The sequence below is a fragment of the Streptomyces anatolicus genome (genome assembly GCF_019400875.1).
In the GTDB taxonomy this organism is placed as follows: Bacteria; Actinomycetota; Actinomycetes; order Streptomycetales; family Streptomycetaceae; genus Streptomyces; species Streptomyces anatolicus.
The window spans coordinates 1-12,034 of record NZ_WMBF01000187.1; the positions used below are offsets into that span (position 1 = coordinate 1).

Sequence of the window (12,034 nt, forward strand, 5' to 3'; positions counted from 1 at the left end):
CGACCAGCCTGCTCCCACCCGCCGACGGACCGTCCGCCTCCGCCTGGCCCCCGGACAAGACACCACCGGAATCCGGACTGCCGAGGATCCACTGATGTATCTGACCCGCTTCTGCTTCAACACCGCACGCTCCGGAGCCCGTCGACTCCTCGGCTCGCCCCATCTGATGCATGGCGCCGTGAGCATGGCATTTCCCGAACCACCGGCACGGGACGGCCAGGGCCCACGTGTCCTGTGGCGCCTGGACAACGACCATCAGGCACGAACCCAGCTCTACATCGTCAGTCCCCACCAGCCCGACCTGACGCACCTCGTCGAACAGGCCGGTTGGCCGACCTTGGACGAACCCGGATGGGCCACCTTCGCCTACACCGGCTTCCTCGATGCCCTCGCCACCGGAGACACCTGGAGCTTCAGGCTCACCGCCAACCCCGTCCACAACATCCACCTGCCCCAGGACAAACCAGGCGCCCGCACCCGTCGCACCGCACACTGCACACCACGCCACCAACTGCGATGGCTGCTGGAGCGCCAGCAAAGGGCGGGCTTCGAAGTGCTCCCCAAGGCCCCCGACAAACAGTTGACTCAGTTCGGCGACGAGCACGAACTCATCGTGCGGGACCAGCTGCCGCTCCAGTTCCGCCGGCCTGCGGCAGAACGACCGCGCCAAGACGTCCGCTTCACCAAGGTGACCTTCGACGGGCGACTGCAGATCACCGACCTCGAAGCCTTCCGCCGCACACTCACCCAGGGCCTCGGCAAAGCCAAGGCGTACGGCTGCGGACTGATGACGCTCGCACCGGCGACCCCGCAGTGAGCACCATCGGACGCAGGCCGACATCCACACCGCGTGAACTCACCCGAGTCGGGGACCGGCTGTCCTTCGTCTACCTGGAGCGGTGCACCATCCACCGCGACGACAACGCGATCACGGCGACCGACGCGGACGGGGTGACCCACATCCCATCCGCCACCATCGGCACACTGCTCCTCGGCCCCGGCACCCGAGTCACCCACCAGGCCATGACCCTGCTCGGCGAATGCGGAGCAGGCGTGACGTGGGTCGGCGAGCACGGCGTGCGCTTCTACGCGGGCGGACGTGCCCTGAGCCGCTCGTCAGCGCTGGCCGAGGCCCAGGCCACCCTCTGGGCAAACCGACGTACCCGGCTCGAAGTGGCCCGCGCGATGTACCGTCTCCGGTTTCCCCACGACGACCCCGCCGGACACTCCCGCCAAGAACTACTGAGCATGGAGGGACGGCGGCTCAAGGAGTGCTACGGACGCGAGGCGACCCGCAGCGGAGTCCCGTGGCGACGACGCGAATATCACCGAGAGGACTTCTCGGCCGGCGATCCGCCCAACCAAGCGGTCACTGCGGCAGCACAGTGCATGTACGGCGTCGCCCACTCCGTCGTCTCCGCCCTCGGCTGCTCACCCGCCCTGGGGTTCGTGCACTCCGGCAACGAACGGTCCTTCGTACTGGACGTCGCGGACCTCTACAAAACAGACGTGGCCATCCCAGCAGCATTCGACGCAGCCGCGGAAGGAGCAGAGGACATCGCCTCCCGAACTCGCAGGGCCTTACGCGACCGCATCAACCAGACGAACCTGCTCGATCGCTGTGTGCGCGACATCAAGAACTTGCTCGGCTGCACGGGCACTCGGGCGGCCACGGACATCAACGAGGACCGCATGACCGTGCAGTCAGACGGCGGCGCGCACCTCGAAGGCGGACGCAACTACGGCACAGAGGAATCGATCTGGTGACGGTCATCGTGCTCGCCAACTGCCCCGCCGGACTCAGAGGGTTCCTCACTCGCTGGCTCCTGGAGATCTCCCCCGGCGTCTTCCTGGGCGCTCCCACAGCTCGCGTACGAGACATCCTGTGGGCAGAAGTACGCCAGTACTCCGGCCAGGGCCGCGCTCTCCTGGCCTACCAAACCGACACCGAGCAGGGCTTCGCCTTCAAGACCCACGACCACGCCTGGAACCCGGTGGACCACGAAGGCCTGACCCTGATCCACCGCCCGTCCCCCACCGCTCCTCACCCAGATGCCAGTCAGCCGTCACCACCTCGCTCGGGATGGAGCAAGGCGTCGAAGCGACGACGGTTCGGCGGCTGACAACTACGGCACACCTGGGCTTCCCACACAGACACGAAGCCCCATTTACGCCCTATGTCGAAATCTTGGATAGTAAGCAAAAGCGGGCACCCCTGCCCATAGACATGCAGGTCACTCACCGTGGTCCCCGCGCATGCGGGGGTGGTCCCTGTCCCACCCGCTGCCAGCTGTGAGTGGTGAGGTGGTCCCCGCGCATGCGGGGGTGGTCCCACAGGGATCACCGCGTGCATGGCTGTGCCCAGGTGGTCCCCGCGCATGCGGGGGTGGTCCTTTCGTCTAGTCAGGAGGCCTCTCTGGGTCCCGGTGGTCCCCGCGCATGCGGGGGTGGTCCCAGGGTCGAGGGCGGGTGCTTGGAGTAGTTCAGGTGGTCCCCGCGCATGCGGGGGTGGTCCCCTGCCCGGGGTCGGCGACGAGGTCCAGGTCCAGTGGTCCCCGCGCATGCGGGGGTGGTCCCTACAACCAGATCGCCAAGGTGCTGAACTCGGAGTGGTCCCCGCGCATGCGGGGGTGGTCCCGCTGATCCCCAGAGCAATGGCCCGTGCCTGAAGTGGTCCCCGCGCATGCGGGGGTGGTCCCGCCCACTTACCACTACAGGAGTTACACCTCCGGTGGTCCCCGCGCATGCGGGGGTGGTCCCGTCACCATGACGTCCCCCTCCCTGTTCCGGTCGGTGGTCCCCGCGCATGCGGGGGTGGTCCCACGGCCGCCACGGCCCGGATCACATGACCTCGGTGGTCCCCGCGCATGCGGGGGTGGTCCCGGCGCGGGGCGGACCGCGGTCTCGATCTGACGGTGGTCCCCGCGCATGCGGGGGTGGTCCCTTCTGCTGTCCGGGCCGGGGGGACACGATGTCGTGGTCCCCGCGCATGCGGGGGTGGTCCCGCTGGGGTCGGCGACGGCCTTGAAGGCAGGTGGTGGTCCCCGCGCATGCGGGGGTGGCCCCACATTGTACTCAGCTTCCGCAAGGAGATCCCGGTGGTCCCCGCGCATGCGGGGGTGGTCCCGAAGCTCTCAAGGCGACGGGCTTCTGCAAGGTGTGGTCCCCGCGCATGCGGGGGTGGTCCCGTGCAGACGGTGAACAACATGCAGCGGCTCCTGTGGTCCCCGCGCATGCGGGGGTGGTCCCCTGTGGCCTCCCGGCACGACCGACTGCGTACTGGCGACCTGGTGGTCCCCGCGCATGCGGGGGTGGTCCCTTCGCGATCAGCTGCGGAAGCTGGAGCACCTGGTGGTCCCCGCGCATGCGGGGGTGGTCCTCGAGAGTCCGACCGGGACAGCACTTGGTCTGGGTGGTCCCCGCGCATGCGGGGGTGGTCCCTTCTCGTCTTCCCAGGACCCCCCGCGCCCGCCGTGGTCCCCGCGCATGCGGGGGTGGTCCCCTCCGTGGTACATCGCGCACACGCAGCGGCAGGTGGTCCCCGCGCATGCGGGGGTCCCTGATGCTGCGGGCTGGTCGACTCCGGCATGCGGGGGTGGTCCCCGAACCAAGACCAGCTCGCCGACCTGGACCGTGCGGTCCCCGTCTGTGCGGGGATGGATCCCGAATGCGTCCGCCGGCAGTCAGGCGCGTACGTCCCGCTGCTGCACTTCCTTGAGGACCGCCGCCACCGTGGCGAAGTCGTTGTCCACGTGGAGCACCGTGTGGCCATGGTGGGTCGCTGTCGCACACATCAAGAGATCGATGGCGCCGGCGGCGCGGTGCTGCCCCTGCTGGGTGAGCTTGTACTGCGCGGTCTCGACCCAACGCCACGCGTTCTTGGGAACCGGCGAGAACTGGCAGAGAGCATCCAGCTCTTCGGCCAACTCGTCGCGGTGGGCCGGGCTGGTGGCCGAGTAGAGGAACTCCGCCCGCGTGGGTTCGCAGATATGGAACACGCCCGCGGCGATATGCCCTTCCCAGGGCAGCAACGCCCCCGGCGTACGGAAGAGGTGCCAGAGGGCGGAAGTGTCGAGGAGGTACGTGATCACTCGAAGGCTGCCCGCCGGGCGCGCTTCGCGGCCGCATGCGCCGCAGCCGCCGCCTCGAACTCGCCCCGCTCGCCCCGCGCGGCCAGCTTCTCGGCAGCCTCCAGCCGCTTGATGCGCGCCACGTAGTCCCGCAGAGCCCCGTTGACCGTCTCTTTCTTCGTCGAGACACCCATGAGCCGCATCGCCTCAGCCAGCGCCTCGTCATCGAGATCGACCTGAGTAACAGACATACCAGCCACCCCTCACCACGAGTCCAGGATGTACATAACCACGATACATCACCAACGTTCTCCTGCGTGGGCTGGCACGCACGAGGTAGACACGACCCGATCGCCGAGAGACACCCGCAAGCCACGGAAACCACAACACCCCTGGCCGGGCACCGCAACCCGAAAAGACGGGACTGCCTCGCTGGGGACCAAGGGGCACGGATGTTCGGTGCAGACGGGTCACTCACTGGGGCGGCCGTGGGGTCCTTCTTAACGCCCCCGCAGGAGCGGGGCCTACAAAACCCCAGGTCACAGCCACTCAAGGCTCGTTCTGCATGTTCGAAGATCCACGTTCGCCACACCGCCGTTAGGCGTCCGCCACACGCAAAACGTCCCCGGAAAACACGTTTCCCCAGGCCAGAACGATTCTGCCTGGGGACGCCCGGTGGGGCGGGTGGGACTCGAACCCACGGCCGACGGATTATGAGTCCGCTGCTCTAACCGGCTGAGCTACCGCCCCTAACGGCGCGTCGCGCACATTTGTGCGCGCCGTCTGCCGCAGCATAGCCGCTCATACGATCTCCTGCTTCGGATGGTCGGCATCGCTGTGGCATCGCCCGACCATGAGGACCGCAGGGCTGCCCGTGTGGTTCCACCGGGCACGAAAAAGGACCCCGGAGAGATCTCTCAGGGGTCCTTCCTCACAGCTCTCCCGACTGGACTCGAACCAGTAACCTGCCGGTTAACAGCCGGCTGCTCTGCCAATTGAGCTACAGGAGACCGAGCTCCCCCGACTGGACTCGAACCAGTAACCTGCCGGTTAACAGCCGGCTGCTCTGCCAATTGAGCTACAGGGGATCGTCTCGATCTGCATCGAACGCACCTACCTGGGAACTCTCCGGGCGGCGGGCGCTCGCTGCGACACATACATTAGCGCAAGCAGGGGGGTGCTCCGCCAATCGGTATCCCTCAGCCGATCAGTAGGCGAGTGGCAGACGAGGCAAGGGAAGGGTGGCAGCCATGCGGTACCGGCTCACATTCGTGGCGGGACTGGCCCTCGGGTACGTACTCGGTACCCGGGCCGGACGCGAGCGCTACGAGAAGTTGAAGAAGTCCGCCCGCGAGATCGCGCAGAACCCGGCCGTGCGCAACACCGTCGAATCCGCGGGCCAGCAGGGGCGCGAGGTGGCGGGCAAGGCCTTCCACACGGTCTCCGAGAAGGTCGGGGACAAGATGCCCGACTCGGTGGCCGACCGGGTGCGGTCGCTGCGCGAGCGGGGGCAGGGTCCCGGTGAGGACGACTGGGGCACGACCAACACATAGCGGCCGGCCCGTAGTGATCACGGGTAGCGAACACAGGTACGGGACACGTCCCGCGGTGCGGCAGAATTCCCCGCATGGGGATAGTCGCAGGGTTGGACAGTTCGCCCGATTTCACGCGGATCGTGGTCTGTGACGCGGACACGGGCGCCGTACTCAAGCAGGGCTACGCCCCGCACCCGCTGGAGAGCGCCGAGGGTGGCGGGCGGCCGGCCGACGTCGATCCGCAGGCCTGGCTGCTCTCCCTCGGCGAGGCCGCGGGCGGCGGGCTGCTCGAAGGCGTGCAGGCGATCGGTGTCTCCGCCCAGCAGAACGCCCTCGTGCCGCTCGACAGCCACGGCAACACGGTGCGCCCCGCGCTCGTCGGCAACGACCGGCGGGCGCAGGTGGCCGCCGTCGACCTGATCGACGCCCTCGGCAGCCGTGAGGCCTGGGCGCAGGCCGTGGGGTGCGTGCCGCAGTCCGCGCAGCCGGTGACGAAGCTGCGCTGGCTCGCGAGGACCGAGCCGGAGGCCGCCCGGCACGTGGCCGCCCTGATGCAGGCCCCCGACTGGCTGGTGTGGCAGCTCCTCGGCCGTCCCGCGCGCCGTACGACCGACCGCGGCGGGGCCTCCGGCACCGGTTACTGGTCGGCGGCGACCGGCTCGTACCGCCCCGACCTCGTCGAGCTGGCCCTCGGCCACCAGGCGATGCTGCCCGAGGTGATCGGTCCCGCCGAGCCCGCGGGGACCACGCCCGAGGGGCTGCTGATCTCCGCGGGCACCGGCGAGACGATGGCGGCCGCCTTCGGACTCGGGGTGCGGCAGGGCGACGCGGTGGTCTCGCTCGGCGCCTCCGGGTCGGTGATGGCGGTGCACCACGAGGCGCTGGCCGACTCCTACGGGATGATCACCTCCCTCGCGGACGCCACGGGCCTGCACCTGCCGGTGGTCCACACGCTGAACGCCGTGCGCGTGCTGCGCGGCACCGCCGAGATGCTGGGCCTCGCCGATCTGGAGGAGCTGTCCGCGCTGGCGATGAAGTCGACGCCGGGCGCCCACGGCCTCGTACTCCTCCCCTATCTGGAGGGCGAGAAGACGCCCAATCTGCCGCATGCCGCGGGGACGCTGACCGGGCTGCGGCGCGAGTCGATGAGGCCGGAGCATCTGGCGCGGGCCGCGTTCGAGGGCATGCTCTGCGGGCTCGGGGACGCGCTCGACGTACTGCGGGCGCGGGGTGTGGAGGTGCGGCGCGTGTTCCTGCTGGGCGCCGCCGCCGAGCTGCCGGCCGTACAGGCGGCCGCCCCGATGCTCTTCGGTACGCAGGTCGTGGTGCCGCAGCCCGCGGACTACGCCGCGATCGGCGCCGCGCGCCAGGCCGCGTGGGCGCTGACCGGTCAACTGCCGCTCTGGCAGGGCGCCGCCGCGCAGGTCTTCGAGGCGGGCGACGAGCTGGCGGTGGGCCAGGCGGTGCGGCAGCAGTACGCGACGGTGCGGGAGCAGTCGCACCCCGGGGCGTTCGCCTGAGACGTGAGCCGTGGGGCCGAGGGGTCTCGCTCCTTAGGGTTGACCCACTTCTTTACCCGGGCTGATTTTTGACTCGGTCATGGGTTAATCGCTTGCACCCCGAGGGGTCAGGTGTCGCAGGATAGGGGCGGCCTCGCCAACCGTGCCGACACCCGACTCCTCGAGAGACCGAGCGTGCTCATACGACTCCTGCGGACGTACCTGCGCCCGTACAAGAAACCGATCGCCCTGCTGGTGCTCCTGCAGTTCCTGCAGACCTGCGCCTCGCTCTATCTGCCCACCCTGAACGCCGACATCATCGACAACGGTGTCGTCCAGGGGGACACGGGTTACATCCTCACCTACGGCGGCATCATGATCGCCGTCACCGTCGTGCAGATGGTCTGCAACATCGGCGCCGTCTTCTACGGCGCACGGACCGCCTCCGCCCTCGGGCGCGACGTGCGGGCCGCCGTCTTCGACCGCGTGCAGTCCTTCTCCGCGCGCGAGGTGGGCCAGTTCGGCGCCCCCTCGCTGATCACTCGGACCACCAACGACGTCCAGCAGGTGCAGACGCTGGCCCTGATGTCGTTCACGCTGATGGTGACCGCGCCCATCATGTGCGTCGGCGGCATCGTGATGGCGCTCGGCCTCGACGTGCCGCTCTCCGGGATCCTGGTCGCCGTCGTGCCCGTGCTCGGCATCAGCGTGAGCCTGATCGTGCGGCGGCTGCGGCCGCTGTTCCGCTCCATGCAGGTGCGGCTCGACACCGTCAACCGCGTGCTGCGCGAGCAGATCACCGGCAACCGCGTCATCCGCGCCTTCGTCCGCGACGCGTACGAGAAGGAGCGCTTCCGCGAGGCCAACGCCGATCTGACCGACGTCTCGCTCGGCACCGGCAAGCTGCTCGCGCTGATGTTCCCGATCGTGATGACCGTCGTGAACATCTCCTCCGTCGCGGTGGTGTGGTTCGGCGCGCACCGCATCGACGACGGCGGCATGGAGATCGGCGCGCTCACCGCGTTCCTCGCCTATCTGATGCAGATCGTCATGTCCGTGATGATGGCGACCTTCATGTTCATGATGGTGCCGCGCGCGGAGGTCTGCGCCGAGCGCATCGAGGAGGTCCTGGACACCGAGAGCAGCGTGGTGCCGCCGGCCGATCCGGTGCGTGAGCTGCGCAGCCACGGGCATCTGGAGCTGCGGGGCGCGGGCTTCCGTTACCCGGGCGCCGAGGAGCCCGTCCTGAAGGTCATCGACCTGCTCGCCAGGCCCGGCGAGACGACCGCCGTGATCGGGTCGACCGGAAGCGGCAAGTCGACGCTGCTCAACCTCGTACCGCGACTGATCGACGCTACGGAGGGGCAGGTCCTTGTCGGCGGCGTGGACGTGGGCATGATCGAGCCCACGCTGCTCGCCAAGACGGTGAGCCTGGTCCCGCAGAAGCCGTACCTCTTCGCCGGCACGGTCGCCACCAACCTTCGCTACGGCAGCCCGGACGCGACGGACGAGGAGCTGTGGCACGCCCTTGAGGTCGCCCAGGCCAGGGAGTTCGTGGCGGGCCTGGAGGGGGGCCTGAACGCGCCCATCTCGCAGGGCGGCACGAACGTATCCGGTGGTCAGCGCCAGCGCCTGGCCATCGCGCGCACGCTGGTGCAGCGCCCGGAGATCTACCTCTTCGACGACTCCTTCTCCGCGCTCGACTACGCCACGGACGCGGCGCTCCGCAGGGCCCTGTCCCGGGAGACCGCCGAGGCGACCGTGGTCATCGTCGCCCAGCGCGTGTCCACCATCCGCGACGCCGACCGCATCATCGTGCTCGACGAGGGCCGGGTGGTGGGCAGCGGAGGCCATCACGAGCTGATGGAGAGCAATGAGACCTACCGGGAGATCGTCCTCTCCCAGCTGACGGAAGCGGAGGCCGCGTAATGGCTGGTCCTGGCGGACCGATGATGGGCCCCGACTCCCGGTCGATGGATTTCAAGGGCTCCGGCAGGCGGCTGCTCGCGCAGTTCAAGCCGGAACGGGCCACGATGTACGGGATGGTCGCGGCCGGGATCCTGAGCGTCGCGCTCTCCGTCCTCGGCCCGAAGATCCTCGGCAAGGCGACCGATCTGCTCTTCGCGGGCATCGTCGGCCGTGACATGGACGGCGACCTGACGAAGGAACAGGTCATCGAGCGCATGCGCGACAAGGGCGACGGCGGCATGGCCGACATGCTCACCGGCGTCGACTTCACGCCCGGCGAGGGCATCGACTTCGGGGCGATGGGCGAGGTCCTGCTGCTCGCGCTCGGCACGTTCCTGGCGGCGGGCCTGCTGATGGCGGTGGCGACGCGGCTCTCCAACCGCGCCATCAACCGGACCGTCTTCCGGATGCGTGGCGACGTACAGGAGAAGCTGTCGCGGCTTCCGCTGTCGTACTTCGACAAGCGGCAGCGCGGTGAGGTGCTGAGCCGTGCCACGAACGACATCGACAACATCAACCAGACGCTCCAGCAGACGATGGGCCAGCTCATCAACTCGCTGCTGACGATCATCGGCGTGCTGGTGATGATGTTCTGGGTGTCGCCGCTGCTCGCGCTGGTGGCGCTGGTCACCGTGCCGCTGTCGTTCCTTGTGGCGACGAAGGTCGGCAAGCGGTCGCAGCCGCAGTTCGTGCAGCAGTGGAAGACCACCGGCAAGCTGAACGCGCACATCGAGGAGATGTACACCGGGCACGCGCTCGTGAAGGTGTTCGGCCGGCACGAGGAGTCGGCGAAGGCGTTCGCCGAGCAGAACGAGCAGTTGTACGAGGCCGGGTTCAAGGCGCAGTTCAACAGCGGTGTCATGCAGCCGCTGATGTTCTTCATGTCGAACCTCAACTACGTGCTCGTGGCCGTGGTCGGTAGCCTGCGCGTCGCGTCCGGGTCGTTGTCGATCGGTGACGTGCAGGCCTTCATCCAGTACTCACGGCAGTTCTCGATGCCGCTCACGCAGCTCGCCTCGATGGCCAACCTCGTGCAGTCGGGAGTCGCCTCCGCCGAACGGATCTTCGAGATCCTCGACGCGGAGGAGCAGGAGGCCGACCCGGTGCCCGGCGAGCGCCCCGAGAGGCCGCGCGGGCGCGTCGAGATGGAGCACGTCTCCTTCCGTTACGCCAAAGACAAGCCGCTCATCGAGGACCTGTCCCTCGTCGTGGGCCCGGGCCACACGGTCGCCATCGTGGGGCCGACCGGCGCGGGCAAGACGACGCTGGTGAACCTGCTCATGCGGTTCTACGAGGTGACCGGCGGGCGCATCACCCTGGACGGGGTCGACATCGCGAAGATGTCGCGGGACGAGCTGCGGGCCGGTATCGGCATGGTCCTCCAGGACACCTGGCTGTTCGGCGGGACCATCGCGGAGAACATCGCCTACGGCGCCGCGAAGGACGTCACGCGTGCGGAGATCGAGGAGGCGGCGCGGGCCGCCCACGCGGATCGCTTCGTGCGGACGCTGCCCGACGGGTACGACACCGTCATCGACGACGACGGCACGGGCGTGAGCGCGGGTGAGAAGCAGCTCATCACCATCGCGCGGGCGTTCCTGTCCGACCCGGTGATCCTCGTGCTCGACGAGGCGACCAGTTCGGTGGACACGCGGACGGAAGTGCTCATCCAGAAGGCGATGGCTCGCCTCGCTCACGGGCGCACTTCCTTCGTCATCGCGCACCGGCTCTCCACGATTCGGGACGCCGACATGATTCTGGTCATGGAGGACGGGGCGATTGTGGAGCAGGGGACGCATGATGCCTTGTTGGCGGGGGGTGGGGCGTATGCGCGGCTGTATGCGGCCCAGTTCGCGGAGGCGGTGGCCGAGGTCGACTAGGGGCGTCGTGGGGGGTGTCGGGGTTCTGCGGGTGCCGGTCTCGTGTGGCTGAGCGCGCAGTTCCCCGCGCCCCTTCGGGGCGCTTCCTGGACGGAGTGCTTCAGTCCAGGTAGCCCCTCAGTTGGTCGGCGAAGGCGTGGTCCCGCAGTTTGTTGAGAGTCTTGGATTCGATCTGGCGGATGCGTTCGCGTGTCACGCCGAAGATGCGGCCTATCTCCTCCAGCGTGCGCGGGCGGCCGTCCGCCAGGCCGTAGCGCAGTTGTACGACTTTGCGTTCGCGCTCGCCGAGCGTGGAGAGCACCGCTTCCAGGTGCTCTCGGAGCAGCAGGAACGCCGCCGACTCCACGGGTGAGGCCGCGTCGCCGTCCTCGATGAGGTCGCCGAGCGCGACGTCGTCCTCCTCGCCGACGGGGGCGTGCAGCGAGACCGGCTCCTGCGCCAGGCGCAGCACCTCGCTGACCCGCTCCGGGGCCAGGTCCAGTTGGGCCGCCACTTCCTCGGGCGTCGGTTCGTATCCGCGCTCCTGGAGCATGCGGCGCTGGACGCGGACGACGCGATTGATCAGCTCCACGACGTGTACGGGGACCCGGATCGTGCGGGCCTGGTCCGCGAGGGCGCGGGACATGGCCTGGCGGATCCACCAGGTCGCGTACGTCGAGAACTTGTAGCCCCGGGCGTAGTCGAACTTCTCCACCGCCCTGATCAGGCCGAGGTTCCCCTCCTGGACGAGGTCGAGCATGGTGAGCCCGCGCCCCACATAGCGCTTGGCGACCGAGACGACCAGGCGGAGGTTGGCCTCGATGAGGCGGCGCTTGGCCATGCGGCCCATGACGACCAGCTTGTCGAGGTCCAGGGCGAGTTGGGAGTCCAGGTCAGGGGTGTTGCTCAGCTTCTCCTCGGCGAAGAGGCCCGCCTCCACGCCACGGGCCAGCTCCACCTCCTCCGCCGCGGTGAGCAGGGGGATCCGGCCGATCTCGCGCAGGTACTGGCGGAACAGGTCGGAGGACGGGCCGCCGGTGTCGGCGCGGCTGCGGGGGGCGGGGAGATCGAGCGTCTCCGGTTCGAGGGCTTCCGGTTCGGGG

General features: G+C 68.8%; 10 protein-coding genes, 3 tRNA genes and 1 CRISPR repeat array. Of the genes, 7 read left to right on the top strand and 6 right to left on the bottom strand.

Features of this window, described 5'->3' with window-relative positions; all coding sequences use genetic code 11:
* Positions 1 to 94 precede the first annotated feature (94 nt).
* The 3 genes from cas6e to cas2e are packed head-to-tail and all read left to right on the top strand — an operon-like array spanning position 95 to position 2,123.
* Positions 95 to 817: a type I-E CRISPR-associated protein Cas6/Cse3/CasE gene (gene cas6e, locus GKQ77_RS17960; RefSeq protein ID WP_219689808.1), complete on the top strand. Its 723-nt coding sequence runs from the start codon at positions 95 to 97 to the stop codon at positions 815 to 817.
* On the top strand, positions 814 to 1,767 hold the full coding sequence (gene cas1e / locus GKQ77_RS17965; protein WP_219689809.1) for a type I-E CRISPR-associated endonuclease Cas1e: 954 nt from the start codon (positions 814 to 816) through the stop codon (positions 1,765 to 1,767). The genes cas6e and cas1e overlap by 4 nt, the downstream gene beginning before the upstream one ends.
* A complete protein-coding gene (gene cas2e, locus GKQ77_RS17970; protein WP_219689810.1) occupies positions 1,764 to 2,123 on the top strand; it encodes a type I-E CRISPR-associated endoribonuclease Cas2e in 360 nt (119 codons plus the stop codon). The genes cas1e and cas2e overlap by 4 nt, the downstream gene beginning before the upstream one ends.
* 120 nt (positions 2,124 to 2,243) lie before the next feature.
* Positions 2,244 to 3,502: direct repeats of the CRISPR family, unit length 29 nt; unit sequence GTGGTCCCCGCGCATGCGGGGGTGGTCCC.
* Positions 3,503 to 3,683: 181 nt separating this feature from the next.
* Here the strand turns inward: cas2e and GKQ77_RS17975 are convergent.
* The 5 genes from GKQ77_RS17975 to GKQ77_RS17995 form a co-directional block, all read right to left on the bottom strand.
* Positions 3,684 to 4,091: a PIN domain nuclease gene (locus GKQ77_RS17975; RefSeq protein WP_219689812.1), complete on the bottom strand. Its 408-nt coding sequence runs from the start codon at positions 4,089 to 4,091 to the stop codon at positions 3,684 to 3,686.
* A complete protein-coding gene (locus tag GKQ77_RS17980; RefSeq protein ID WP_073724608.1) occupies positions 4,088 to 4,321 on the bottom strand; it encodes a type II toxin-antitoxin system VapB family antitoxin in 234 nt (77 codons plus the stop codon). Before GKQ77_RS17980 ends, GKQ77_RS17975 begins: the two co-directional genes overlap by 4 nt.
* 425 nt (positions 4,322 to 4,746) lie before the next feature.
* A tRNA-Ile gene (locus GKQ77_RS17985) sits at positions 4,747 to 4,820 on the bottom strand.
* 187 nt (positions 4,821 to 5,007) lie between these two features.
* A tRNA-Asn gene (locus GKQ77_RS17990) sits at positions 5,008 to 5,080 on the bottom strand.
* A 5-nt stretch (positions 5,081 to 5,085) separates the two neighbouring features.
* Positions 5,086 to 5,158, bottom strand: a tRNA-Asn gene (locus GKQ77_RS17995).
* A 162-nt stretch (positions 5,159 to 5,320) separates the two neighbouring features.
* On the opposite strand from GKQ77_RS17995, the gene GKQ77_RS18000 reads away from it, so the two are divergent.
* The 4 genes from GKQ77_RS18000 to GKQ77_RS18015 all read left to right on the top strand — a co-directional run bounded on the left by GKQ77_RS18000 (position 5,321) and on the right by GKQ77_RS18015 (position 10,952).
* Positions 5,321 to 5,623: a YtxH domain-containing protein gene (locus GKQ77_RS18000; RefSeq protein ID WP_055527610.1), complete on the top strand. Its 303-nt coding sequence runs from the start codon at positions 5,321 to 5,323 to the stop codon at positions 5,621 to 5,623.
* Positions 5,624 to 5,697: 74 nt separating this feature from the next.
* Positions 5,698 to 7,125 (top strand): xylulokinase, encoded by a 1,428-nt coding sequence (locus GKQ77_RS18005; protein ID WP_219689813.1) that lies wholly within the window; start codon positions 5,698 to 5,700, stop codon positions 7,123 to 7,125.
* Positions 7,126 to 7,299: 174 nt separating this feature from the next.
* The gene (locus GKQ77_RS18010) at positions 7,300 to 9,033 is read left to right on the top strand and encodes an ABC transporter ATP-binding protein (protein WP_219689814.1); all 1,734 of its coding nucleotides are present in this window, start codon (positions 7,300 to 7,302) and stop codon (positions 9,031 to 9,033) included.
* Complete coding sequence (locus GKQ77_RS18015) at positions 9,033 to 10,952, top strand: ABC transporter ATP-binding protein (protein ID WP_219689815.1); 1,920 nt, start codon at positions 9,033 to 9,035, stop codon at positions 10,950 to 10,952. The genes GKQ77_RS18010 and GKQ77_RS18015 overlap by 1 nt, the downstream gene beginning before the upstream one ends.
* A gap of 100 nt (positions 10,953 to 11,052) precedes the next feature.
* Here the strand turns inward: GKQ77_RS18015 and GKQ77_RS18020 are convergent.
* Positions 11,053 to 12,034: RNA polymerase sigma factor (locus tag GKQ77_RS18020; protein WP_219689817.1), on the bottom strand; the 982-nt coding region annotated here is incomplete at its 5' end.